General features: G+C 58.0%; 21 protein-coding genes. 13 read left to right on the plus strand and 8 right to left on the minus strand.

What is annotated here, in order from left to right:
- The first annotated feature begins 50 nt into the window (after positions 1-50).
- Together GE107_RS09755 and GE107_RS09760 are read left to right on the plus strand one after the other, a co-directional pair.
- Positions 51-1,745, plus strand: a complete 1,695-nt coding sequence (locus GE107_RS09755; protein WP_219639800.1) for a M3 family oligoendopeptidase — start codon at positions 51-53, stop codon at positions 1,743-1,745.
- Positions 1,746-1,885: 140 nt separating this feature from the next.
- Positions 1,886-2,596 carry a hypothetical protein gene (locus GE107_RS09760; RefSeq protein ID WP_219639503.1) on the plus strand — a complete coding sequence of 237 codons (711 nt, stop codon included), beginning with the start codon at positions 1,886-1,888 and terminating at the stop codon, positions 2,594-2,596.
- 52 nt (positions 2,597-2,648) lie between these two features.
- Here GE107_RS09760 and GE107_RS09765 read toward each other — a convergent pair whose 3' ends face one another.
- From GE107_RS09765 to GE107_RS09780, 4 genes are all read right to left on the minus strand, one after another.
- On the minus strand, positions 2,649-3,611 hold the full coding sequence (locus GE107_RS09765) for a helix-turn-helix transcriptional regulator (RefSeq protein ID WP_219639504.1): 963 nt from the start codon (positions 3,609-3,611) through the stop codon (positions 2,649-2,651).
- 204 nt (positions 3,612-3,815) lie between these two features.
- The gene (modB, locus tag GE107_RS09770) at positions 3,816-4,481 is read right to left on the minus strand and encodes a molybdate ABC transporter permease subunit (protein ID WP_219639505.1); all 666 of its coding nucleotides are present in this window, start codon (positions 4,479-4,481) and stop codon (positions 3,816-3,818) included.
- Between the two features lie 5 nt (positions 4,482-4,486).
- Entirely contained in the window at positions 4,487-5,245 is a 759-nt protein-coding gene (modA, locus tag GE107_RS09775) for a molybdate ABC transporter substrate-binding protein (protein WP_370636347.1), read from the minus strand.
- 426 nt (positions 5,246-5,671) lie between these two features.
- Positions 5,672-6,112 (minus strand): hypothetical protein, encoded by a 441-nt coding sequence (locus tag GE107_RS09780; RefSeq protein ID WP_219639507.1) that lies wholly within the window; start codon positions 6,110-6,112, stop codon positions 5,672-5,674.
- Positions 6,113-6,213: 101 nt separating this feature from the next.
- Between GE107_RS09780 and rpiA the strand changes: the two genes are divergently transcribed.
- Positions 6,214-6,885 (plus strand): ribose-5-phosphate isomerase RpiA, encoded by a 672-nt coding sequence (rpiA, locus tag GE107_RS09785; protein WP_219639508.1) that lies wholly within the window; start codon positions 6,214-6,216, stop codon positions 6,883-6,885.
- 160 nt (positions 6,886-7,045) lie between these two features.
- On the opposite strand, the gene GE107_RS09790 is transcribed toward rpiA, so the two are convergent.
- Positions 7,046-8,083 (minus strand): anthranilate phosphoribosyltransferase, encoded by a 1,038-nt coding sequence (locus GE107_RS09790; RefSeq protein ID WP_219639509.1) that lies wholly within the window; start codon positions 8,081-8,083, stop codon positions 7,046-7,048.
- Positions 8,080-8,688 carry an ANTAR domain-containing response regulator gene (locus tag GE107_RS09795; protein WP_219639510.1) on the minus strand — a complete coding sequence of 203 codons (609 nt, stop codon included), beginning with the start codon at positions 8,686-8,688 and terminating at the stop codon, positions 8,080-8,082. The genes GE107_RS09790 and GE107_RS09795 overlap by 4 nt, the downstream gene beginning before the upstream one ends.
- A 304-nt stretch (positions 8,689-8,992) precedes the next feature.
- On the opposite strand from GE107_RS09795, the gene nirB (GE107_RS09800) reads away from it, so the two are divergent.
- From nirB (GE107_RS09800) to GE107_RS09820, 5 genes are all read left to right on the plus strand, one after another.
- The gene (gene nirB / locus GE107_RS09800) at positions 8,993-11,431 is read left to right on the plus strand and encodes a nitrite reductase large subunit NirB (RefSeq protein WP_304516861.1); all 2,439 of its coding nucleotides are present in this window, start codon (positions 8,993-8,995) and stop codon (positions 11,429-11,431) included.
- A 12-nt stretch (positions 11,432-11,443) separates the two neighbouring features.
- Entirely contained in the window at positions 11,444-11,755 is a 312-nt protein-coding gene (gene nirD, locus GE107_RS09805; RefSeq protein WP_219639511.1) for a nitrite reductase small subunit NirD, read from the plus strand.
- A 102-nt stretch (positions 11,756-11,857) separates the two neighbouring features.
- Positions 11,858-13,090 carry a DHH family phosphoesterase gene (locus GE107_RS09810; RefSeq protein WP_219639512.1) on the plus strand — a complete coding sequence of 411 codons (1,233 nt, stop codon included), beginning with the start codon at positions 11,858-11,860 and terminating at the stop codon, positions 13,088-13,090.
- Between the two features lie 138 nt (positions 13,091-13,228).
- A complete protein-coding gene (locus tag GE107_RS09815) occupies positions 13,229-14,107 on the plus strand; it encodes a patatin-like phospholipase family protein (RefSeq protein WP_370636348.1) in 879 nt (292 codons plus the stop codon).
- 175 nt (positions 14,108-14,282) lie between these two features.
- Entirely contained in the window at positions 14,283-15,230 is a 948-nt protein-coding gene (locus GE107_RS09820) for a glucosaminidase domain-containing protein (RefSeq protein ID WP_219639513.1), read from the plus strand.
- Here GE107_RS09820 and GE107_RS09825 read toward each other — a convergent pair.
- Positions 15,227-15,853: a TraX family protein gene (locus tag GE107_RS09825; protein WP_219639514.1), complete on the minus strand. Its 627-nt coding sequence runs from the start codon at positions 15,851-15,853 to the stop codon at positions 15,227-15,229. The two genes, GE107_RS09820 and GE107_RS09825, sit on opposite strands and share 4 nt — an antisense overlap.
- A 3-nt stretch (positions 15,854-15,856) precedes the next feature.
- Positions 15,857-16,726 (minus strand): metal-dependent hydrolase, encoded by an 870-nt coding sequence (locus GE107_RS09830; protein WP_219639515.1) that lies wholly within the window; start codon positions 16,724-16,726, stop codon positions 15,857-15,859.
- Positions 16,727-17,260: 534 nt separating this feature from the next.
- Between GE107_RS09830 and nirB (GE107_RS09835) the strand changes: the two genes are divergently transcribed.
- From nirB (GE107_RS09835) to nasC, 5 genes are read left to right on the plus strand one after another with little or no spacing between them, the layout of a single operon-like run.
- Positions 17,261-19,693: a nitrite reductase large subunit NirB gene (gene nirB, locus GE107_RS09835; RefSeq protein ID WP_219639516.1), complete on the plus strand. Its 2,433-nt coding sequence runs from the start codon at positions 17,261-17,263 to the stop codon at positions 19,691-19,693.
- 14 nt (positions 19,694-19,707) lie between these two features.
- Entirely contained in the window at positions 19,708-20,043 is a 336-nt protein-coding gene (gene nirD / locus GE107_RS09840) for a nitrite reductase small subunit NirD (protein ID WP_219639517.1), read from the plus strand.
- Between the two features lie 19 nt (positions 20,044-20,062).
- Positions 20,063-21,238, plus strand: a complete 1,176-nt coding sequence (locus GE107_RS09845) for an MFS transporter (protein WP_219639518.1) — start codon at positions 20,063-20,065, stop codon at positions 21,236-21,238.
- A gap of 55 nt (positions 21,239-21,293) precedes the next feature.
- The gene (nirB, locus tag GE107_RS09850) at positions 21,294-23,660 is read left to right on the plus strand and encodes a nitrite reductase large subunit NirB (protein WP_255570362.1); all 2,367 of its coding nucleotides are present in this window, start codon (positions 21,294-21,296) and stop codon (positions 23,658-23,660) included.
- Positions 23,661-23,669: 9 nt separating this feature from the next.
- A complete protein-coding gene (gene nasC / locus GE107_RS09855) occupies positions 23,670-25,799 on the plus strand; it encodes an assimilatory nitrate reductase catalytic subunit NasC (protein ID WP_255570363.1) in 2,130 nt (709 codons plus the stop codon).
- Positions 25,800-26,300: the final 501 nt, after the last annotated feature.

Raw genomic sequence — 26,300 nt, forward strand, 5'->3', positions numbered from 1 at the left:
TAGATATAGAAGGGATTCCCGCAGGAGTGGAAGGAGAGGACGAAACGAAGATGAAATTCAACGTGTTCCCTTATGAACGGCCGGACGTGAAGAAGCTGGAACAGCTTTTCAAGGATCGGATCGCTTCCTTCGAGGCGGCTCAGAGCTACGAAGAGCAAAGCCGGGTCATGGCGTCGATCAACGAGTTGCGCAATGCTTTCGATACGAAAACCACGATCGTATCGGTTCGGCATTCCATCGACACCACCGACGAATTCTACAAAGCCGAGCAGGACTTCATGGATGAGGTGAAACCCGTCGTCCAAGAGTACGTGACGAATTTTTACCGGGTGCTGGCCCAGTCCCGTTTCCGGGCGGAATTGGAGCAGGAGTGGGGGAGCCAGCTGTTCCGGCTTGCCGAGCTGTCGCTCAAGACGTTCCGTCCGGAAATCATCGAGGACTTGCAGCAAGAGAACAAGCTGACGACGGAATACGCGATGCTCATCGCATCCGCCAAAATTCCGTTCGAAGGCGAAGAGCGGACGCTCGCCCAATTGACCCCGTTCGAGCAGTCGACGGATCGGGACGTGCGCAGAAGGGCCGCGGAAGCGCGATACAGGTTTATGGCCGACCATGAAGCGGATTTCGACCGGATTTACGACGAGCTCGTCAAGGTCCGGACGAATATCGCGAAGAAGCTGGGCTACGACAACTTCATTCAGCTCGGTTACGATCGAATGAGCCGCACGGATTACAATGAAGGGATGGTCCGGAATTTCCGCCGCCAGGTGCTGGAGCACATCGTCCCGGAGGCGACCAAGCTGAAAGAACGGCAGCGCAGCCGGATTTCGGTCGAGCGGCTCCGCTATTATGACGAAGGATTCAGCTTCCCATCGGGCAACGCGAAGCCCAAGGGAGGTCCCGAATGGATTATGAACAATGGGGCCAAGATGTACGAAGAGCTGTCGCCGGAAACGCACGAGTTCTACTCGTTCATGGTCGAGAACGGCTTGATGGACCTCGTCAGCAAGAAAGGCAAACAAAGCGGAGGCTACTGCACGTATTTCAGCGAATACGGGGCCCCGTTCATTTTCTCCAATTTCAACGGTACCTCGGGCGATATCGACGTGCTGACGCACGAAGTCGGCCATGCGTTCCAAGTGTACCAGAGCAGGGGCTTCAAGGTGCCGGAATACAGCTTTCCGACCTACGAAGCGTGCGAGATCCATTCGATGAGCATGGAGTTTTTCGCTTGGCCATGGATGGAGCTGTTCTTCCAAGACGAGGCGGAGAAATACCGGTTCGACCATCTCGCCCAGTCGCTGCTGATCATTCCCTACCTGGTCACGGTTGACGAGTTCCAGCATTACGTGTACGACAATCCGGACGCGACGCCGGAGGAGCGCAAGCAGGCCTGGCGGACCATCGAGCGCAAATATTTGCCCCACCGGGATTACGACGGCAACGATTACCTGGAGGGCGGCGGCTACTGGCATAGGCAGGGCCATATCTTCCACACGCCGTTCTATTACATCGATTATGCGTTGGCCCAGCTTTGCGCCTTTCAATTCTGGAAACGAATGAACGAGGACTGGAAGTCGTCATGGGCGGACTACCTTAAGCTGTGTCAAGCCGGCGGCAGCCGATCGTTCGTCGAGCTGGTGGAATACGCAGGCCTCCAATCCCCGTTCGCGGACGGATGCATCGAGTCGGTCGTGGGCGTGATCGAAACCTGGCTGGGCAAGGTAGACGACACTCGGCTCTAGCATAAGGCACTCCGTCGGCATCGCCGGAGGTATCGGAAGATTGCCGTATAAGTCCCGTATCGCAGCCATGGCGATCACGGGACTTCTGTATTGTTCCCGCCGCCTTCGGGGGAAAATGGGGATATAGGCGGTGAATACGCATGACGAAGACGGCGGTTCCCCCGGAATGGGACGTTTATTTGCTCGCGGGTGTCGGTTCATCGAGAAGCCTGTTCGCCGAATGCAAAGAAGAACTGAGACTGCGGTTCCGCGAAGCGGGAAGGGAGCCGGTCATCCGCGAACTGTTTCCCTATGGCGACCATACGATCCGGCTGTGGCGCCAAGTGGCGGAGGTGGGCGCCGATTTGGCGCGGCTTCGCGGCTTCTTGCGTTCGGGCGGCCGGGAAGCCGCCGCCGAAGTGCGGAAATGGTCATCCGGACGACCCGTTCTGTTCATCGGGCACAGCGGAGGCTGCGTAGCCTCGTATCATGCGGCGGCCCGCTTGATGGACGAGAGGGCGATCCCGGATTTCCGGATCGTGCAGGTCGGATCCCCGAAAGTGCCGATTCGTCCCGCTTACCGGGACAAAGTCAGCTATTTGGTCGCGGTGGACGAGAGAGGAACGTGCAGAGATCCGATTACGTGGTTGGGCAGCTGGAGCGGTTGGAGCCGGAACCGCCATGGCGTCTGGTATTGGAACCGGAAGAAGTACGCTCCGGGCCATATCGGCCAAATCATGATGATCGGCGGACACGAGCATTATTTTCGAAGCGACGGGAGTTACGTGCATCCGGAGCGGGGATCCAATTTGAAGCTGACGGTGAATTCGATCTGGGACAGGGTAGCGGAACAATCGGTCGAAGTCACGTGAGGGCCGGATACTTTCAAGCCTGTATGCTATGGAGGGAGGAAGAGCGGGCGGCTTACGTTTCGAAGAGGATCTCTCCCGTTCGTGTCAGGTCGTACCCTGCTATGGTGCCGAGCTCCTTGCGGAAGTTATCGGACCGCAGGATCTCAAGCAAAGCAGGAAGCCAAGGCTGAGTGTTCCGGTTTTTCAGCACGACGAGATCGTAGCGTTCCCGAATCAAGGGAATGAAGTCGAGTTGACCGACGATGAGGGCTGCTTTCTCGATCCCGACGCCGACGTCGGCTTCTCCTGAAGCCACTTTGGAAGCGACGCCCAGATGGTTCGTTTGCTCGAAGGCATACCCGTCAAGCTGCTCGGGCTTGATTCCGTGCAGCCGAAGCTGTTCGTCCAGCAGCACGCGGGCTCCGGAGCCCTTCTCGCGGTTGACGAGGCGCAGTCCCGGATTGCCTAAGTCCTCCCATGTGCGGATCCCCAGCGGATTGCCTTGGCGGACATACAAGCCCGCGTTCCGGGACAAGAGATTGACGACCAGGAAGGAGAAACCGACGAATAGCTTGCGAACGTAAGGCAGGTTGTATTCTCCGGTATCGCCGTCCAGCAGATGCGTGCTCACGATGTCGGATTCGCCGCGGTACATCGAGATCAAGCTGTCCATGCTGCCGACGTACGACCGCAGCGGGCGAAAGCCCGTGATCCGTTTCTCCATATGCTTAGTCAAAATATCGAGGCTGATGTCTTGTCCGGTAATGACGATGGGACGGATCCCGCCGACAGGCGTCTGAGGGAGAGCAGGAGCCGCGGGCAGATCGGACGGCGAGGAGTCGATCCGCACTTCGGTCCGCGGCGTTCCCCGGGTACGGCGTTTGTACGCCTCCAGGTCTTCCGCGTCCACGCGCAGCTGCTTGCCGACCCGGTAGGAGGGCAGTTCGCCGCGTTTGATCAGATCGTAAACGGTGAGCTTGGATATTTTGAGCAGCTTGGCGATTTCCTCCGCCGTGTAAGAGACCTCGCTCGACATGGACACCCTCCCGATGGTTGCGGCCGGCTTTTCTGTCCCCCATTGTATCACAAACGGTTGCGGTGAGCGTATAAGCATTGGTATAAAGCCCTTCCCGCCAGCAGTGTGACCGGTTGGAAGGGCTTAAGGCGATCAGCGGGGGCCTCTGGAGGACTCGAAACGAATTAACCCTCGAGAGGTTGGTTACTTTATTGGGGCTCATTTTCACGTCTGCTTCGTAAGTCTGTTGGAGAGGAGCAGCATCAGGAACGACAAGAGCAGCATCGAGCCGGACCAGGCCCAAGCCATTCGCATGCTCCCGCCGTCCGCAGCCACGTAGATGGCGGTCGGAATCGTCTGCGTTTTCCCAGGAATGTTGCCGGCCACCATAAGCGTCGCACCGAATTCGCCCAACCCGCGGCAGAAACCTAAGATATAGGCGGACGTAAGCGAACGGAAGGCGAGAGGCAGCGATACATACCGGAAAACCTGCCACTCGTTCGCCCCGATGGCCCTGGCGGCATCCTCGAGATCGCAGTCGACGCTTTCGAAGCCGGTTTTCATGGCACGGTAGGCGAGGGGGAATGCGACTACCGTCGCAGCGATCGCCGCGGCCCCCCACGTGAACAGAATCGGTCCGCCGAACAACGCTTCGTACGTTTCGCCGATCCAACTGCGCCGCCCGAGCAGAACGAGCAGAAGGAGGCCGACGACCGTAGGAGGGAGCACTAACGGCAGCAGCAGGAGCGTTTCGACGACGCTTTTTCCGAAAAAGCGCGCTCGGGCCATTTTCCAGGCGATGAACAGCGACAACAGGAATACCAGAACGCTTGCGGCCAGCGAGATCTCGACGGAAAGCGCGATCGGTTCGAAAAAAAGGTTCCAATCCATGCGGGTTATTCGGACAGCTTGAAGCCGTATTTCGTGAAGACGGCGCCGGCTTCCTTGGATTGGAGATAGACGAAGAAGGCTTTCGCTTCGGCAGGGTGCTTCGATTCCTTCACGATGCCGGCCGGGTAGACGATCGGCGAATGCACGCCAGGGATGATTTTCAGGGCGATTCTCGCTTTCTTGGTCGTCAGCGCGTCGGTCTTGTAGACGAATCCGGCGTCGGCGTTTCCGGTTTCGACGTACGTCAATACCTGGCGGACGTCCTTCGCGTACACGAGTTTGTCCTGCAGCACGTCCCAGACTTTGCGGGCGGTCAAAGTTTCTTTGGCATATTGTCCGGCGGGGACAGATTCCGGCTGTCCGATCGCGACGGTTTTGACCGCTTCGTCGGTGAGCTGCTTCACGGTCGTGAAGGTTAACTTGGAGTCGGCAGGAACGACCAACACCAATTCATTGAGCAGGATGGTCTTGTTCTCGCCGATGAGATCTTGTTTCGCAAGCGCGTCCACTTGCTTCTTGCCGGCGGAGAAGAAGAGATCGGCAGGGGCGCCTTGCTCGATCTGCTTCTGGAGCGTGCCGGACGAACCGTAATTGAACGTAACCTCGATGTCCGGATGTTGTTTTTCGTACAGTTTTCCGATTTCACCGAGGCTGTCTTTGAGGCTCGCGGCTGCGGAAACGAGAAGCTCCGTCTTCTTCTTGGCGGCCAGAGCAGGATGAATCGACGAGGACAGGACGATTAGCAGCAAAGCGAGGGAAAGCATCGATATCCAGCGTATGGTGTTCAACCGGAATGCCTCCTTATCATGATAGCTATAGGCTATGTAAGCTATCATAACATAGGAACGTATTGTTTAGTAGTGATTTGTTATATTTCGTTATAATTGATATGGGGTAGTTGTCTTGATTGTGCTGTTGAGAGGAGTGGGGTGTGAAGCGCGGGGGCTGTAACCGGGTTTTTGTGGGCTACAGCGAGTTGGCGGCAGTTTTGCGGCGCTGTAACCGGGTTTATCCGGGCTACAGGGTAGAAACGGGTGTTTTGCGACGCTGTAACCGGGTTTATCCGGGCTACGGCGTAGAGACGGGTGTTTTGCGACGATGTAACCGGGGTTTTCCGGGCTACGGCGTGGTTGCGATTGTTTTACGGCGTTCCAGCCGCATTTTATTCGCCTAAGCGAGCGCGCGAGAAATCACCGCCCGCGGCCGAAGGCGCGCCTGAGCAGACGGTATGCCCCATACAGGATCACGGCCCAGAACAGCAGGCCAACAATCGAGACCCCTCCGAAGCCGCCGTAACCGAACGGGTGGAACAGGCTGCCGAGCAAGCTCCCAGCCAGGAATCCCCCGAACAGTCCGCCGAAGAATCCTCCGGTTCGGCCCGACGGCGCGGCCGGCGCACGGTTAACCGGCTGGTTCACGGCCGGATTGCGGGCGCGGTTGCCGCCCGTGTATCCCATCCGCGGCGAACGGAAGCTCCCCCGTCCGGCCCGCAACGCCTCCGTTTTGGCGCCGGGATCTTCGTCGGGGATGACCGGGGCGATGACGGCAGCTGCCGCGTGGTGTGCCGGAATTGCGGGCGCAGTTAGCGCCAGAAGGCAAATCGCGAGTAACGTTCTCAAGGGTATGTGCATGGCATGGACCTCCGATTGGGGAAATGATATCGTAGGTAGTATTGGCGGCATCCCCGGGTTCGTATCCGGAGCAGGCCGAAACGGCGATTGAGGTGGATGGATTGGATAAGAAGAAGAGAGCGGGAGAGAAAGCGTCGGAGTTCGTCCAGGACGGAATGGTCGTCGGACTGGGCACCGGATCGACGGCTTATTGGGCGACTTTAAAAATCGGAGAAAGAGTAAAAAACGGCTTGAATATCCGTGCGATTCCCACCTCCGTGTCCACGGCGAAATTGGCGGCGGAGCTTGGAATTCCCCTCATCGGGTTCGGGGAAGCCGAGACGATCGATCTGACGATCGACGGAGCGGACGAAATCGATCCTGGCCTCAATCTCATCAAAGGAGGAGGAGGGGCGCTGCTTCGGGAGAAAATCGTGGCGCAGGCTTCCCGAGAAGTAATCATCGTCGCGGAGGATACGAAAAGGGTGGAAGTTCTTGGGGCATTCCAAGTGCCCGTCGAAATCGTGCCGTTCGGCTGGGAGGTCACGCTCCGGCGGGTGAACCGGCTAGGCGGGACCGCCGTGCTTCGGTCCGCTGGCGGACAACCGTTCGAGACCGATAACGGGAATTGGATCCTGGATTGCGATTTCGGCCGGATCCCGGATCCAGCCACTCTGCATCAGGCGTTGAAAATGACGACGGGTGCCGTGGAGACAGGGATATTCCCTAGGGGTGCGGACAGAGTGGTTATCGCGACGGAAGCGGGCGTGGAGCTGCTCCGCCGAGAAGGATAGCCCGGGCAAGAAGGGGGGGCAAAGTCGGCTTTCCATGGCATCCGTTAACGAACATCGTTCGTTTTCTATCGATAGACGTTGTTGTAAGTTCAACCCCAAGCAAAACCTCCACCCCCGGCTAGCGCCGCTTATGGGTGGAGGTTGCAAGACGCCTCGATGTTCAGATCACCTTAAATTCCTTTTCCAGCAAAATATTCTTCCAACTCGTATAACGGTCCCAAGCTTCTCCGGAATCCAGCAGCGCTTTCGCGGTGTACAGGCCTTGCTCAATCGATTCCGTCTTTTCGGCCAGCTTCAGTCGAACGGCCGCGTTCAGCAGCACCTGATGGACGAAGGCCAAGTTTCCTTGTCCGCGCAGGACCTCCTCCGTGACGCGAACCTGTTCCTCCTTGGTCCATTCCATTTCGGGAACCGGCGTCTCCAAGCCATAGACGTCGGGATCGATGACCTGCAGCTGCGCTTCTCCTCTCTCCACGAGATAGGTCCGCGTCGGGCGGTCGATGAACAGGTCCTCTGAGCCTTCCGCCCCCTGAACGATCATCGACCTCCGGTACTCGAGATTCGTGAGCAGCCGGCTCAACCGGTCGAAAACGGTGTTGTGGTACACGCCGAAAGCCAAGTAAGGGGAATGCGAATAATCGATCAGCTTCTCCGCCGTGTTCAGTACGGTTCTCATCCCGAGCTCTTCCCGGATCGGGCGAAGCTTGCGCAGAGGAGGGCACCATTCCTCGGCCTGGACGTACAGAATTCCGGTCCGTTCCGCCGCCCGCAGAGCGAGATCCCTGGACAGTCGATCAAGCGGAATGCCGGACGCCTGAATGACGTCCTCCAGCGTAACTCCCCACTTGGGCGGCAAGGAGGAGGTGCCGTGCAGCGTTACCGGGAGACCCGCGGAGGCCAGGACAAAGGCGACGGCGAAGGTGGCCATAAACGTTTTTTTCCGTCCGTCGTAGGGGCCTGCGCAATCGATCCCCCGCTGCACGGGGGTTCGGGATGCATATTTCCGGCAGACGACGGTGAACGCCTCCAATTCCTCGACGCTTTCCATCTTGATCCGTTCGGCGATGAAAAAAGCGCCGATCTGAGCCGGCGTCGCTTCCATCGTGAGAATTTGTTCCGCCGCTCGAAGCGATTCTTCGTATGTCAAATCCCGGGCGCCCCGTTTGCCCCGTCCGACTTCTTTGAGCAATTGGATCATCGGCGTTTCGTTCCTTTCTGTTTGGAATCCTGCAGAAGCTCGTATACCTTTACGATGGAAGTCGCGACATCCACCATGCGCTTGCGTTCGTTCATGGCCTGTTTGCGGAGCATTTCGTAAGCTTCCGCTTCCGAAATGTTCTTGATCTCGCACAAGATGCCTTTGGCCATATCGATCCATTTTCTCTCTTCGACCCTGGCTAAGAGCTGTTTGCGTTCCTCCAGCCATTGTTCCCTCTGATAAAATTGACGCGAGCCGAAATGAAGCGCCCAATGAACTTCGCGTTCGTTCATGGCGGGCGTCAGGATGCCGTCGATGACTACGTCGTCCTCGCAGGCGTCGAGCGACTGGGAGGCGGACGACGCGCCGCACCACCAGATCAGCGGCAATCGTTTCCATTGATGCAACGTGTTCGTCCATGTTTTGATTCGAGAGACGGGAAGATGAAGGATGGCCGCGTCGGCTGTCTCGACCCCCCGGAATGCTTGCTCTTCGTTGATGGCCATCGTCACTTGAAAGCCGATGGAGCGGAGGGTCGACTTGGGCATGGATTCGCCTGGCTCCGGCGCCGCCGCTTCTTGATGAATTACCAACAAAGAACGCATGATTGGCCGCTCCTTTCCGGTCGTCATGTTAAAATATATAACATAAAACACAGGGGTGTGTCGATAAATCCATGAAACAATTTTTAGTGTAATTTATATTGACATGAATCGTTTCGGGAAGGTATAGTAACCTTAAATAACTCTTTCTATATATCTATGGATACAAAGGCGTATCCTGACAAATGGCAAAGAAGCCTGCCTTCACAACGGCGATGCGCGTTCATCGGCCCGAGCGAAGCAGGCTTTTTGTGTTTTCTTCCCTCAATCCGAATGAGGAACCAGAAACAACGGGAGAGATGATGACATGAAAATGCCCAAAAAACTGGTCATGGTCGGCAACGGAATGGCAGGCGTCAGAACGATCGAGCATCTGATCAAATTGGCTCCGGGTGCTTACGACATCACGATCTTCGGTTCGGAACCCCATCCCAACTACAATCGGATCATGCTTTCTTCCGTATTGGCGGGCGGGGCGAATCTGCAGGACATCGTCATCAACGACTGGAGCTGGTATGAAGAAAACAACATCCGTCTGCTGGCGGGCCATACGGTCGAGAAGATCGATACGAAGAACCGTATCGTCTATTCCCAGAAGGGAATCGCCGCGGAATACGACGTACTCATTCTGGCCACCGGCTCGAATCCGTTCATGCTTCCTCTTCCGGGAGCGGACAAAGAGGGCGTCATCGCGTTCCGGGATATCAAGGACTGCGAAATCATGATGGAAACCTCCAAGAAATATAAGAAGGCCGTGGTGATCGGAGGCGGATTGCTGGGCCTGGAAGCCGCGCGGGGGCTTCTGCACCTGGGGATGGACGTATCCGTCGTCCATATCTTTCCGAATTTGATGGAACGGCAATTGGACGAAGCTGCGGCCAAAATGCTGCAAAAAGAGCTGGAAAACCAAGGGATGAAATTTCTGCTCCAGAAAAATTCGGAATCCATTTACGGCCGGGGCCGGGTGAAGGGGCTGAAATTTACGGACGGATCGGAAGTAGAGGCCGATCTGATCGTCATGGCGGTGGGTATCCGTCCGAACACCGATTTGGCCAAGGCGTCCGGCATCGAAGTGAACCGCGGGATCGTGGTGAACGACTTCATGGAAACGAGCGTGCCGAACGTTTACGCGGTCGGGGAATGCGCGGAACACCGCGGAATCGCCTACGGACTCGTCGCACCGCTGTACGAACAGGGAGCCGTGCTGGCCAAACATTTGGCGGGAGCGGAAACGGAGGGCTACGCCGGGTCCGTCACGTCGACCAAGCTGAAGGTGTCGGGCGTCGACGTTTTCTCTGCGGGCCGATTCGACGAGCCGCCGGGCACCCGCGCCATGCGCTATCAAGACGAGCTCGACGGGGTGTACAAGAAGATCGTCATCCAGGGCGACAAACTCGTCGGAGCCGTTTTGTTCGGCGATACAAGCGACGGTGCCGGCCTGTTCTCTTTGATCAAGAAAGGCGAATCGATCAAAGGCAGGGAAAAAGAGCTTCTGCTCGGCTTCGCCCCGGGCGGATCCGGCGGCTCGTCCGCGGAAAGCCGTTTGGCCCAGATGGCGGGCGACGAGATCATCTGCGGATGCAACGGCGTTTCCAAGGAAACGATCCAGGACGCCATCCAAAACAAGAACTGCACCACGGTTGGCGCAATCAAAGCCTGCACGAAAGCGTCGGCTTCCTGCGGCGGCTGCAAGCCGCTCGTCGAAGGTCTTCTGCAGATCTATGCGGGCGAAGCGGCGGGAGAGCCGGTGAAGGAAGGCATCTGCGGTTGCACGAGCCTGGACCGCGACGAAATCGTCGCCGAAATCAAGCGGATGCAGCTCAAGTCGGTTAAGGAAGTCATGCATGTCCTGAACTGGACGAATCCCGAAGGCTGCTCCAAATGCCGGCCGTCCCTCAACTATTACCTGGGCATGCTGTGGCCGGAGGAATATGAGGACGAGAGAGAGTCCCGCTTTACGAACGAGCGGTACCACGCGAATATCCAGAAGGACGGCACCTATTCCGTCGTGCCGAGGATTTACGGCGGCGTAACGTCCCCGTCGGAGCTCAAGAAAATCGCCGAGGTGGCGGAGAAGTTCGAAGTTCCTCTGGTCAAGATCACAGGCGGGCAAAGGATTGACTTGCTCGGGGTGAAGAAGGAAGACCTTCCGAAGATGTGGGAGGAGCTCGACATGCCTTCCGGCTATGCCTACGGGAAAGCGCTGCGGACGGTGAAAACGTGCGTAGGGGAAACGTTCTGCCGTTTCGGCACGCAGGATTCGATCGCGATGGGCATCCGGCTGGAGAAGGAGTTCGAGCGGCTGAACACCCCTGCCAAGGTGAAGCTGGCGGTGTCCGGTTGTCCCCGCAACTGCGCGGAAGCGACGATCAAGGACTTCGGCGTGGTCGCCATCGACGGCGGCTGGGAGCTTCATGTCGGAGGCAACGGCGGCGTTCACGTCCGGGCGACGGACCTGCTCTGCGTCGTCAAAACGCAGGAGGAAGTGGTGGAATGGGCCGGCGCCTTCCTCCAATACTACCGCGAGAACGCGCAATGGAACGAAAGAACGTCGGTATGGATCGAACGGGTCGGACTGGACACCGTGAAGAAGGCGTTGGAGAAGAAAGAAGACCGCGAAGCCCTGTTCGCCAGAATCAAGGCCGCGCTCAGCCGCTCGGTCGACCCGTGGAAGCAAATCGCCCGGGAAAAAGAACTGCGCAAAAATTTCGAACCTTTGACGGAACCGGCATCGGTGCAGAGCTAGGAGGAACCCGGCATGGCCAAACATTTGATCGCGAATTTATCCGACATCGATCCGAAGGGATCGAGGACCGTCCGTTTAGGGGATACCGAAATCGCCTTGTTCCGGCTTACGGGCGACGAGGTACTGGCCGTGGAAAACCATTGCCCGCACAAGGGCGGCAAACTGTCCGAAGGCATGGTATGCGGCAGCACGGTGCATTGTCCGCTGCACGATTGGAAAATCGATCTCAAGTCCGGCAAAGTCCAGGAACCGGACGACGGCTGCGTCACCACGTATGAATTGGAAATCGACCGGGTCAGCGGATCCATCTATCTCACGGTCTAAAACGCGCAATCGCTGCCACCCCTCAGAGAAGGAATCGAACGATCGTCATTGGGCATCCTATCCCACGCACGCGGCAAGTTGGCCACAAAGCGGGGGAGATGGATGCTTTTTTTATTTACCCATAACGATCTGGACGGCGTAAGCTGCGGCCTTCTCGCCAGACTCGCATTCGGCGATCAGGCGGAAGTCCGCTACAACTCCGTCGACGGGCTTAACCGGGAGGTTGAGAGGTTCCTGAACCGCAAGGACCATGGTAGGTCCCCTAAGAACGACATCCTCATGATTACGGATCTGTCGGTGAACGAAGCGAATGCCGAAAGGTTGAACGCATATGCCGAATCCGGAGGAAGAGTCCGATTGATCGACCATCACCGGTCCGCATTGGAACTGAGCCGGTACCCTTGGGCTGACGTTACGGTGGCGTACGAAGACGGCCGTCTGGCGTCCGCCGCTTCCTTGTTGTACGATTATTTGCTCCGGGAGGGATGGATCGAGCGGACGGCTGCCGCGGACACGTTCGTGGAATGGGTTCGCCAATACGATACCTGGGAATGGGAAGCGTTAGGCAACCTGAAGGCCAAACAGCTCAACGATCTGTTCTTCCTGTGGTCGATCGAAGACTTCGAGGAGGCGATGATGGAGCGGCTGCGGTCCGAAGCCGAGTTCGCCTTCACCGAGTTCGAGGAGAAGCTGCTTGGGCTGGAACAGGACAAAATCGACCGCTACGTCCGTAGGAAGAAGAGAGAGCTTGTCCAAACGTTCATCGCGGACCGGTGCGTCGGGATCGTGCACGCGGAATCGTACCATTCCGAGCTGTCGAGCGAGCTGGGAAAGGAACATTCCCATTTGGACTACATCGCCATCCTGAACATGGGCGGCCGCAAAATGAGCCTGCGAACGATCCACGACGAAGTGGACGTTTCGGAGATCGCCGGGAAATACGGAGGCGGCGGACACGCCAAAGCGTCCGGATGCCCGCTGACGGAGGAAGCATACGCGAGCTTCGTCGATTCGGCGTTCGGAATCGATCCGGTACGTCCCGACGCTTCGCGTAACCGGTTTAACGTGAAGGGTTCGGATTACGGCAACCTGTACGACAACCGGGAGGCGGAACAGTTTTACGTTTTCACGACGGGGAGCGACTGGCGGATCGACAGGAACGGGGAGACGATGGACCGTTCGTTCCCGACGTTCGAGGCCGCAGAGCATTACATCAAGCGCCATCACCAAGCGTCGCTCGTGAGGGACGAGCTGTTCGTCAAGTATTTGATGGAACATATGCTGTTTACGAAGAAAGAACTGGAGGCAGCCGCGCAAATTCTCGAGACCCAATAAGCGCCGTTTACGGCGTTTACAGCCCTCGAAGGAGGACAATCGGCAAGGGGCACAGAATATAGGGAGGGATGGGTAGAAGAGGACGACTCAAAACGGAATCGGAACGGAGCGGGAGAAACCTTGGAGACGAATGTCGCGATCGGCGGCCGCGCGGGATTAGTGCTTGAAGGAGGAGGGATGCGCGGGTTGTATACGGCCGGGGTGTTGGAATACTTCGCGGAACGGGATCTGTACTTTCCATATCAAATCGGCGTATCGGCAGGCGCGTGCATGGCCGTCAGCTACCTGGCGCGGCAGCGGGGGCGGAACAAAGCCGTCAACATCGGCTTTGCCGGCGATCTCCGGTATTTGTCATGGAAGAAGTTCCTGCGGCATCGGCGCGAGCTGTTCGGAATGGATTTCATCTTCGACGAAATCCCGCGCTCGCTGGTACCGTTCGACTTCAAGAGGTTCGAGGAAGCGGGGGAAGCGTTCGTCGTGGGCACGACCGACGTGGAGACCGGCCTTCCCGCGTATTATGGGAAAGGCGAGGAGGGGTTTGATCTGCTGACGCTTCTGCGGGCGTCCAGCTCCCTGCCTTTCTTGGCTCCGATCGTGGAATACAAGGGCCGGAAGCTGATGGACGGCGGCATCACGGATCCGATTCCGATCCGGCGGGCGGAGAGCGAAGGTTGTGACCGCACCGTCCTCATCCTGACCCGCCACAAGGGCTACGCCAAAAGCCGGAACCGTCTCGGCTGGCTGCTCAGGAAGAAATTCGGAGCGTATCCGAAATTCGTAGAAGCCATGCTTCGCCGGCACGAAACCTACAACGGCACCCTCTCCTACATCGAAGAACGCGAACGGGCGGGCGCCGCATTCGTCATCCGTCCCGCGTTGCCGCTTAAGGTCGGGCGGGTGGAGCAGGACAAAGCCAAGCTGGAGAGTCTCTATGCGCAAGGTTACCAAGATGCCAAGCGGGCGTACCCAAGATTGACGGAATGGCTGAATGGAGCATGCAAAGCCGGTTCCGGATAGGCAAGCTGCCTGAATCGACAATGCGCGCGAATGCGGACCGCCCCGACCCGAGGCGGTCTTTAGCGTTGCGACAAATTCTCTTCGAATAATCGGAGACCGTTTGACAAGCTTTTCGGCGTCATCACCGTACAATCAATGTAGCCTGTACGACAATGATGCGCGAAGGAGTGGTTCCATGCTTGCCAAACGCGATCTGACCTTTACCATTTTCGTACTCAGCGCGATTCTGCTTCTGTCCTTGCTTCTGCATTTCGCCGTCTCCAGAAACCAATACGCGGAAGCGGCTCCCTTAACGGCGAAGGCTGTTGCCGAGCTCGATCCCCGCCTGCAAATCGCCGCGCTCGTCAAAGTTCCTCCGCGGACGGCCGCAGAGAAGTCCCTTCAAACACCCGCGAAGCCGGTTGCCGTCGCGGCGGCCGCCGCAGCTCCCTCCTCAAGCGAAGTAACCCTGCCCTACATAACGACTGCCTATTATTTGAACGTGCGCGAGAAACCGAGCAATAAGGCGCGGATTCTGCGCGTCGTGGAGAAAGGAACGACCTTGAGCGTCCTGAAAGGCACGGAAAACGGATGGCTTCAGTTGGACGATGGAGGCTTCGTGCACGGAGGTTATGCCGAGCCTGCCAAAGCCGGGGTTGCGGCTGCCGCGATCGAAGCCGTTCTGAAGCCGAAGGTTCCCGCTTCCGAACCGTCCAAACCGACGTCGGTCGTTTATTCCGATTCCGGACTCACGCAGGCGCATATCGAAGAGATTTTGGAGGGCACCGCTTTGGCGGATCAACAGTTGGAAGAGGCCATATTGGAAATCGAGGACAAGTACGGCATCAACGCCTATTTCACGATCGCCGTCATGAAGCTGGAAAGCGGAAACGGCAAGAGCCGGCTCGCCAAGACGAAAAACAACCTGTTCGGCCTAAACGCCACCGGCAATGGCAACCATAAAGCATTTTCCTTCGAAACGAAGGCGGACAGCGTCCGCAAATTCGGCCAGCTCATTTCCAAAAGCTACGTGGGCAAAGGGTACACGACCGTGGAGAAAGTCGCCAGAAAATATTGCCCCGCGAACTCGAAATGGCCGAAGCTCGTGAAGAGCATCATGTATAGCGACCACAATAAGATTTAAGTCTTCAGCAACGCCCGCAAGGCGAACAGAACGGCCAAATGCGCCGGATAGAAGGCCCGGTAGAGCCATCGGCCGCGCCGTACGGCTCGTTCCGGCAGCGGGAGAAGGATGAGCAGGCTGCCCAGGAGGCTGAACATCTGGATCGCGTAGCTCGGCCCGTACAGGAGCCAGAAAGCGGCGTTGAGTATCGCGTGAGTCACGAGTACCGCCTTCCTGTCGCAATAACGGTATAGGAATACGAGCAGGACGCCGTACAGTCCGTAATCCATCGGGACGATCGCGGCGGCCGCGAAGGCGGCTGCCGTCAGAACGGGGAACCGTTTCTCCGAAGGGATGCGTTCCCATGCGTACATGGCGGCCATCGACAAGAGCAGCGTGAAAATGACGTTGAGCTTCGGAAGCTGCAGCGCAAGCGCAAAAGGAATCTGGGACAGGCAGGCGAGCCAGAGAAGCCTCCGCATGTATTTCCCATGATCCCGGGTGTGGCGGAATCCTTGCACGAGAAACCAACAGTACAAGGGGAACGCGATTCTGCCTACGATGCGGTACGCTTCGTCGCCGGGAAAGAAGATGAATCCGATATGGTCGATCAGCATGGACGCCATGGCGATAACTAGCAGCATGGATCAGCCTCCTTTGGGGACGACGGCCTCCAGCATGCCGAGCCTTCCGGCGAAGCGGGGATCGAACAGGCGGATGCGGTCGCCCAAGTCCTGCGCGGCGACGAACGGGGCGAACAGCAGGATCGCGCGCGCCCGACTGTCCTGCATCAATGCGTCCACATCGACCGGGTCGGTGCGATAGGACTGGACGATGCGGTTCCGCTCTCCGCCAAGCTCGCTGCGGCCCTCGACGACGGTATCGTCCCTCTTGGCGTAGTAGGATATGCCGCCCGGCCAGCGGTCGGCCCGGATAGCTACGCGGTCATAGCCTTGCGATTTCAGGTCGGAAATGACATAGACGGAATGCCCGATCTGGAACAGCACGTAGACGGCCGACAAAACCCAGAAGGACCGGATCGCCCGAAGCCGGCCTTCATGCCCGCGGAAAAAAGGCAGCAGAAGCGCGGCGAACGCGGCGAAACACCAAAATACGTAACCTTTGTTCGGAATGAAGCCGCCGGCGTATTTGCGGGACGTGAACGGCTCGAACAGCCCGGTCCCCCAAGCGTTCGTCCAATCGCTCACGATATGCAGGAGGACGCCGATCAGGCCGGTATAGAAAATGCGCTTGTCCTTGACGCGGAGAAGGAGGACAGCCAGGCCGAAGAAAAGCGCCGCCCATACGGGAGCCATCAGGAACGAATGGGTAATCCCCCTATGGTTGATCAAGTAGGAGCCGTCCGCGCGGCTTGCCCATTGAATGTCGATGTCCGGAATCACGCTTGAGCCGATGGAAGTCGCCAGCAGGGCGATCTTCATTTTGAGGTCCATCCGCTTCCGGTCTTGGGCGCCGTAGATGGCGACGCCGAACAGATTATGGGTGATGTAGTCCAACGAAATTCCTCCCGGGAGGTATCGGTTAACCTTATTGTAGTAGTTGGGGGAAATGGAAACAACTGAGCAGAACCGGCTGCGGCCGGGGGCGCGCGAGTGTCGGCTTGTTCCTTACGGGGACGGGCCTTTTTATCGTTGAATGGCAATGTGTTCGCCGATCAGGATTCGAGAAAAGAAAATGAACTTCATATGGTTTGTCAATTAACATTACATGAAATCGGTTACAAACAAGGTCCATTCATTGTCAGTGTATGAAAATTCGTTAGATATTTTAGTGAAAATCACTAAATAACGAATGATGTATCCGCTTTAAAATTATAATGTTCGTCTTTGCAAAGATTTTTTTCTTCGCGATTTCAAAAAAATATGAAATTGTTGTTGAAAAACATGTCTTTACAAGGTACATTATTAATAAATCTTCACATGTCACATTAACTTACGTAATTAAAAAAAGGAGAAGCAGTCTTTCGATTTACGTTGGTTTATAACTAACACAACATGTAACATTACATCTGGTGGGGAGAGTGGGTCGCCATGAAAAAGAAACTTGTTTTAATCGGAAACGGGATGGCCGGAGTCAGCTGTATCGAGCAGCTGCTGAAGCTTGCGCCGAACCGCTACGACATTACCGTCTTTGGCAAAGAACCTCATCCGAATTATAACCGCATCCTGCTTTCGTCGGTTTTGGCCGGCGATGCCGATATGAAGGACATTGTCATTAACGACTGGTCGTGGTACGAAGAAAATCACATTACCTTGCATACGGGCCAAACCGTGACCAAGATCGATACGAAACGCAAACTCGTCACGAGCGACGGCGGTATCACCGCTCCGTACGACGAACTGATCATCGCGACGGGCTCGCTGCCTTTCATGCTGCCGCTGCCCGGCGCGGACAAAGAAGGCGTCATCGCTTTCCGGGACATCAAGGATTGCGAAACGATGATGGAAGCCGCCAAGCAATACAAGAAAGCGATCGTCATCGGAGGCGGCCTTCTCGGGCTGGAAGCGGCCCGGGGTTTGTTGAACCTTCACATGGAAGTCACGGTCGTCCACATCAACGAATACTTAATGAATCTTCAGTTGGATCGTACGGCCTCTCTCTTGCTGCAGCAAGAATTGGAACGCCAAGGCATGAAGTTCCTGCTGAAGAAAAACAGCGAAACGATTCTCGGCAAGAAACGCGTAACCGGCCTTCGGTTCTCCGACGGATCGGAGGAGAAAGCCGACCTGATCGTCATGGCCGTCGGCATCCGGCCGAACGTCGCGCTCGCGAAAAGCTGCGGCATCGAGATCAATCGGGGAATCGTGGTGAACGACTTCCTGGAAACGAACGTGCCTAACGTCTACGCGGTCGGCGAATGCGTGGAACATCGCGGGATCGCTTACGGCTTGGTCGCGCCGTTGTACGAACAAGGAGCCGTTCTGGCCAAACGGCTTGCCGGCGTGGAAACGGCGGGCTATCAAGGAACCGTCGTCTCGACCAAGCTGAAGGTGTCGGGCGTGAACGTCTTCTCGGCAGGCGAATACAAGGATGAGCCGGGAACCCGCACCGTCCGCGTGCAGGACGATTTCGAAGGAGTATACAAGAAGGCCGTCATTCGGGACGGAAAAGTCATCGGCGCCGTTTTGTTCGGCGATACCAGCGACAGTTCCCGGCTGTTCGCGATGATCCGCAGCGGCGAAGACGTATCCGGCAAGGAAAAGACGGTTCTTCTCGGCGAAGGCGGAGCAAAGCCCAAGTCGGGCGCGGATTTGGTCGCCGCGATGAGCGACGACGAGATCGTCTGCGGATGCAACGGGGTATCCAAAGGAGCGATCGTGAAGGCGATCCAGGAAAAGGGCTGCTCCAGCGTGAACGACATCAAGGCGTGCACCAAAGCGTCCGGTTCCTGCGGCGGCTGCAAACCGCTCGTCGCCGACGTGCTCACCTACGTGCTCGGGGCGGACGGCGTGAAAACGGTCAAAGAAGGCATCTGCGGCTGTACGACGCTCGGCCGCGATGAAGTGGTGGAAGCGATCCGCAGCATGAGGCTCACGACTTCGAAGGAAGTCATGAACGTGCTCGAGTGGTCGAATCCGGAAGGCTGCTCCAAATGCCGCCCTGCGCTCAACTACTACCTCGGCATGGTATGGCCGGAGGAGCATGAGGACGAGAGGGAGTCCCGCTTCGTCAACGAACGCAATCATGCGAACATTCAGAAAGACGGAACGTACTCGGTCGTGCCGAGAATGTACGGAGGCGTAACGACGCCGAAGGATCTGAAGAAAATCGCGGAGATCGCCGAGAAGTACGAGGTGCCGCTCGTGAAAGTGACGGGCGGACAGCGCATCGATTTGCTCGGCGTGAAGAAGGAAGACTTGCCCGCCATGTGGGCCGATCTCGATATGCCTTCGGGCTATGCTTACGGCAAAGCGCTCAGAACCGTCAAAACGTGCGTAGGCTCGACGTTCTGCCGCTTCGGCACGCAGGATTCGATCGGCATGGGCATTACGCTGGAGAAGAAGTTCGAGCGTCTGAATACGCCGGCGAAAGTGAAGATGGCCGTCTCGGGCTGCCCCCGCAACTGCGCGGAAGCGACGATCAAGGATTTCGGCGTCGTCGCGATCGACGGAGGCTGGGAGCTTCATGTGGGCGGCAACGGAGGCACCAAGCTTCGCGGATCGGATCTGCTCTGCAAGGTGAAAACCGAAGATGAAGTCGTCGAATGGGCCGGCGCGTACTTGCAGTACTACCGTGAAACCGGGAAATACAATGAACGGACGTCCGAATGGTTGGAGCGGGTCGGCCTGGATACGATCAAGGCGGCTCTGGAGCGCAAGGAAGATCGCGAAGCGCTCGTGGAACGCATCGACAAGACGCTGTCCCTGACGAAGGATCCGTGGAAAGAAATCATCGAGCAACAGGAGCAGCGCAAAACGTTCGTCCCGATGGATGAGCAGCCTGCCGAATCGATTCTGAAATAAAGGGGATGACGCGCATGAAGCGGGTACACATTGGCAACATTTCGGAAATCGCGGAAAAAAGGTCGAGGGTCGTCCGGCTCGGAGCCCTCGAGATCGCGGTATTCAAGCTGACGGGCGGCGCGCTCAAAGCGATCGAGAATCGCTGCCCGCATAAGGCGGGGAAGCTTTCCGAGGGAATCGTGTGCGATCATCACGTTTTCTGCCCCCTTCACGATTGGAAAATCGACCTGAACGACGGACTGGTGCAAGCTCCGGACGAAGGCTGCGTGACTTCCTTCCAGGTGGAAGTGGATGAACAAAGCGGAGAGATGTATCTGCACATTCCGGAAGAAAGCATTCTGGCATCTTAGTCTAAGGGAGTATATCGCGATGCGGCAACAAGGATCCGCCCTTGCGCTGGGGCTGTCGACAATGGCGATGACGGCATCGTTCGTCATCTGGAGCGTGTTTTCCCCGATTGCCGGGCAAATTCAGGAGCTGTTTCAGCTTAGCGCGATCGAGAAAAGCGTGCTGATCGCCACCCCGGTTCTGCTGGGATCGATTCTGCGTATCCCGATGGGGATCTATACGGACCGCTTTGGCGGCAAGAGGGTTTTCGCGGGGACCATGCTGTTTCTGATCATTCCGCTGCTGCTGGCCAGTTTCGCGCAAACGTATTGGCTGCTTCTGCTCTGCGCGTTGTTTATCGGGATGGCGGGGACGACGTTCGCCATTTCCCTTACGTATGTTTCGAGATGGTTTCCTCCCGAAAGGCAAGGTTTCGTGCTCGGATTGGCCGGTCTCGGCAATTTGGGAGGAGCCGCGGCGAGCTTTACGCTGCCGATCGTGTTTAACCGATACGGATTGCCCTGGGTGTTCTGGGGCCTGGCGGTCATGATTGCGGTCGTAACCGCCGTTTTCTGGGCAGGGACGAAGGATTTGCCCCTGCCCGCGAAAGCGAAGACCTTCCGGCAGTCGATGGAAGTGTTGAAGGAACGGCCGACCTGGTATTTATCCGTCTTCTATTTTCTCACGTTCGGCGGTTTCGTCGCTTTCGGAGCGTACTTGCCGACCTTTCTCAAGGACCTGTTCCATCTGTCCGCGACGGAGGCGGGGGCCAGAACGGCCGGCTTCGTCGTCATCGCCACGCTCATACGCCCGCTGGGCGGTTATTTGGCGGATCGCATCGGTTCGCGCAAGGTGCTCCAGGTCGTCTTCGGCGGGATGATCCTCGTTTCGCTTACCATGTCCGTCACGCTGCACCAGTTCGCCGGATTCAGCGTTTGCTGCCTGGCAGCGGCCGCACTCCTCGGCGTGGGGAACGGAGCGGTGTTCAAGATGGTGCCGGAAGTGTCCTTCGGCAACACGGGCGCGGTGACGGGGATCGTCGGCGCCGCGGGCGGCGTGGGCGGTTTCTTCCCGCCGATCGTGCTCGGCGTGATCAAAGAAATGACAGGCGCGTATACGATCGGTTTCGTCATGCTGACGTGCTTTGCTTTCGTTTGTCTGTGGATGAACCGCCAGACCAAACGCATGGCGATGGCCAAACGGGAAGCCGCGGCGTAAGCCCGGGAAAGGCGGCGGAACGAACGACAGCTAGGGGATGAGGGGGCGAGATGACATGGGGAAATTAAAGCTGGTTTTAATCGGCAACGGGATGGCCGGCGTACGCTGCATAGAAGAAATATTGGCGCTTGCGGAAGGCCGGTTCGAAATCACCATATTCGGCGGTGAGCCGCACCCGAACTATAACCGGATCATGTTGTCCAAAGTGCTGCAGGGCGACACGACGGTGGACGATATCACGATCAACGACTGGCAGTGGTATAAGGACCGCAACATTACGCTATATGCGGGAGATCCGGTCGTCGGCATCGATACCGCCAAACGGCGGGTCATGAGTGCGCAAGGACGCGAAGTGGAATACGACCGGCTCATTCTCGCGACCGGTTCGCTGCCGTTCATGCTTCCGCTCCCCGGAGCGGATAAGCCCGGCGTCACGGCATTCCGGGATATCAACGATTGCAACCGGATCGTGGAAGCGTCCAAATCGTACAAGAAAGCCGTCGTCATCGGCGGCGGTCTTCTCGGTCTGGAGGCGGCGCGCGGCTTGCTCAACCTGGGGATGGAAGTCCATGTGGTGCATCTTTTCCATCATTTGATGGAACGCCAGCTCACTCCGACGTCGGCCGCCATGCTGCGCAATGAGCTGGAGAAGCAGGGCATGCGCTTCCTGCTGAGCAAGCAAACGGAAAAGATCCTCGGAAAAAAACGGGTGCAAGGGCTCCAATTCACGGACGGAAGCAAAGTGGAGGCCGATCTGGTCGTCATCGCGGTCGGCGTGCGTCCGAACGTCAAGCTGGCGGCGGAGAGCGGGATCGAGACGAACCGCGCGATCGTCGTCAACGATTATATGGAAACGAGCGTGCCCGGCGTCTATGCGGTGGGCGAGTGCGCGGAGCATCGCGGGATGGTATACGGTCTCGTAGCGCCTTTATACGAGCAAGGCAAAGTATTGGCGAAGCACATCTGCGGAATCGAAACCGAAGGTTATCCGGGCTCGATTCTGTATTCGCAGCTGAAGGTATCCGGAGTTGAGGTGTTCTCCGCCGGGGAAATCCGCGACGCGGAAATCACGACTTCGATTAAATCGATTGACGGCATCCGCAACACGTACAAGAAAATCGCCATCCGGGACAACAAAATCGTCGGAGCGGTGTTATACGGCGACAGCAGCGAAGGCAACAAGCTGCTCGGCTACATCAAGCAGAAAGCGGACGTATCCGTGCTGCAGCAAGAAACGGCAGGGGGCGGAGCGGATGAAGCGTATGCGGAGTCGCTCTCGCCGAACGCGACCGTTTGTTCCTGCAACGGCGTTACGAAGGGCGCGATTCTGGACGCGGTTCGCGAGAAGGGCTGCGAGACGGTCGAAGACGTCCGCGCATGCACGCGGGCTTCGGGCACCTGCGGCGGCTGCAAGCCGCTCGTGTCGGCGATGGTTCAGCTCGCGCTGCGGAGCAAGGAAGCGCCGGCAGCGCCGAAGGAAACCGTGTGCGGCTGTACGTCGCACAGCCATGACGAGCTGCGCGCGGCGGTGCGCGCAGGCGGCTATGCCACGGCGCGCGAAGCGATGAGCGCGCTTGGGTGGGGCAAGGCGGACGGCTGCGACATCTGCCGTCCGGCCTTGCGGTATTACGTCGGCCAAGCGCGGAGCGCGGCCGGCGCGGCAGCGGCTGCGCCCGGAGCGAGCCTGCTCGCCGACGGCACGTACGCCGTCGCGCCCCGTATGTACGGCGGCGTGACGAGCGCCGAACAGCTTAGGCGGATCGCGGACGCCGTCGACAAGTACGGGATTCCGATGGTGAAGCTGACGGGCGGCGCGCATCTGGACCTGCTCGGCATCGATGCAGCGCATGTGGACGCCTTAGCGGCGGATCTCGGGCTTCCTTCGGCAGCGCAGCAAGCTTCGGCCTATGGCAGATCCGTCGCCTCCGTCGCGACTTGCCAAGGGATCGGTTACGATCCCAGCGCGCTGCGGGATTCCGTAAGGCTGGGCGCCAGCCTCGAACGGGCGTTGGAGGGCCTGCAGATGCCCGCGCCCGTCAGCGTCGCCGTTTCCGCAAGTCCTCTGCACCGGGCGGGAACGCTGGCCAAAGATCTGGGCATTGCCGGTACGCCGGGCGGCTGGGAAATCTACGTGGGCGGGAGCAGCGGGACGAAGCTTCGCCAAGGCGAATTGCTGTGCATGGAACCGTCCGAAGAGAAGGTGCTGGAGATCTCCGCAGCATTCCTGCAGTGGTACCGCGAAGAGGCGAAGTTTGGGGAAACGACGGCGCAATGGGTCGAGCGCATCGGCATTACGCAGCTGCGGGAAGGGCTGTTCCAACATCCGTTCCGTGCGGAAATGATGGAGAGAATGGACAAAGAGCGGCATCGGCCGGAAGGACAGCAACGACATCCGCAGCCGACGGCTGCTTTGACAAGGTGAGCTGATCTTATGAGTCAAATCATAGAGCAAGCCGGGACGGGGTCCCGAAACGTGATGAATACGCAATGCCCCTTCTGCAGCGTGCAGTGCAAAATGCAGATCATCGAAGAGCGGGACGAAACCGGCGGCCGTCCCTCCTATACGGTCGTTCCGACTCCGAACCTCGCGTCGGAAGGACGATTGTGCATCAAGGGCATGAACGCCTACCAGCACGCGCTGACCGGCGAGCGGATCCTCCATCCGATGGCCAAGAGAGACGGCCGTTTTGTCCGGATATCCTGGGACGAAGCTTATCGGATGATCACGGACAAGTTCGGCGAGCTGCGCGCCCAATATGGCCCGCATTCGATCGGACTGTACGGCGGAGGATCGCTCACGAACGAATCCGCGTATTTGCTCGGCAAGTTCGCCCGCGTGGCGCTGCAGACGAAATATATCGATTATAACGGCCGCTTCTGCATGTCGGCCGCGGCTTCCGCGGGGGTCAAAGTGTTCGGCATCGACCGCGGTCTCACGAATCCGCTGTCGGATATCGAATCGGCCGAATGCATCATTCTGGCCGGAACGAACATCGCGGAATGCCAGCCGACGCTCACGCCATATTTTACGAGAGCGAAAGAGAAGGGCGCCTATCTGATCGCGATCGATCCGCGGGAAACCGGCACGACCCGCATCGCGGATCTGCACCTGCGCGTGAAGCCGGGCATGGACGCGACGCTTGCGAACGGGATGCTCAAAGTGCTGCTGGAGGAAAATCTGGTCGACCATGCCTTCGTTGGGCAGCGCACCCAAGGCTTCTCGGAACTCAAAGCCCATCTGGAGTCCCTGGATTTGGAGGAGATCGCCGAACTCACCGGGGTATCCGTTTCCCTGATCCGCCAAGCGGCGCTGGCCTACGGCAAGGCGGCGACAGGGATGGTGTTCACGGCCAGAGGCGTGGAGCAGCAGACCGACGGTCATATGTCCGTCCGCAATTTCCTCAACCTCGTCCTGCTGACGGGCAAAATCGGCAAGCCCGGCTGCGGCTACGGCGCCGTCACCGGCCAAGGGAACGGCCAGGGCGGTAGGGAGCATGGGCAGAAAGCGGACCAGCTACCGGGCTACCGCCTTATCGAGAATCCCGAGGATCGCGCCTATGTAGCGGGCGTGTGGGGAATCGATCCGGGCGAACTGCCGGGCAAAGGCGTGTCGGCGTACGAAATGATGGTGAAGGTCTACGAGCGGGAGATCCGGTCTCTCTTCGTCATGGGCTCCAATCCGATCGTCTCGAACCCGAACGCGGACTTCGTCGAGGAAGGGCTGAAGAAGCTGGATTTTCTCGTCGTCGCCGACTTCCTGATGTCGGAGACGGCGTTGCTCGCCGATCTGATTCTCCCGGTATCGGCTTATCTGGAGAACACGGGGACGCTGACCAATCTCGAAGGCCGCGTCCTGCTCCGGGAAGCCGCCCGTTCTGCGCCGGGAGAAGCGAAGCACGATTGGCAGATCCTGTGCGAATTGGCCGATCGGCTGGGCAGAGGGCGACATTTCGGCTTCGCCAGCGTGGAGGACATTTTCGAAGAGCTCCGCTTGGCAAGCCGAGGCGGCGTGGCGGATTACTACGGCATCACCTATGACCGCTTGCGGAAGGAAGAAGGCGTCTATTGGCCGTGCCCGGAGCCGGGGCATCCCGGTGCCAGCAGGTTGTTCGAATCGTCTTTTCCCTTGGCGGAAGGCAAGGCGCTGCTGACTCCCGTGGAGAATCATCTGCCGAAGGAGCGGGTAAACGAAGAATACCCGCTGTACCTGACCACCGGCCGCGTGCTGACGCACTACCTGACCGGGGTCCAGACGCGGAGAAGCCATTCGCTCGCGGCGCGCGACGTGGAGTCGTTCATGGAGATCCATCCGAAAACCGCGGCGAAGTATCGCTTGGAAGACGGCGTGCTCGTGAAGCTCGAATCCAAGCGAGGCGTGATCTACGTTCGCTGCCGGTTCAGCAGCGAGATTCGCGAAGATACGGTATTCGTGCCGATGCATTGGGGCGACACGCAGAACGTCAACAAGCTTACCCTGGATGAGCTGGATCCGACGTGCCGAATGCCGGGCTTCAAAGTCTGTGCCGTGAAAGTGAGCCCGCTCGTAACGGAATATGCTTAAGGCAAGTATCGATACCTTCGCTCAAAAGACCGGCGATCCGATGAGGATTGCCGGCTTTTTTTTAACACGATAGACTTTATAAGTTTCCGGGGAGCGGCTTTGGGGAAGCGAGTGGGGAGCCGTTTACGTTCTGCGACTACGAACGCTGTAGTGACTTCCGGAGACGTTATTTCTGCGAAACCCCCGACAACGAACGCTGTAGTGACTTCCGGAGACGCTATTTCTGCGACACACCCGACTACGAACGCTGTAGTGACTTCCGGAGACGCTATTTCTGCGACACACCCGACTTCGAACGCTGTAGTGACTTCCGGAGACGCTATTTCCGCGAAATCCCCGACTACGAACGCTGTAGTGACTTCCGGAGACGTTATTTCCGAGAAACCCCCGACAATGAACGCTGCAGTGACTTCCGGAGACGCTATTTCCGCGAAATCCTTCAGTGTGCAGTTGGTATGTTTGAGAAAGCAGGACTGCGCAAAGGTCAACGACGGTGCTGTA

It is taken from the genome of Cohnella sp. CFH 77786, from assembly GCF_019400745.1.
GTDB lineage: Bacteria > Bacillota > Bacilli > Paenibacillales > Paenibacillaceae > Cohnella.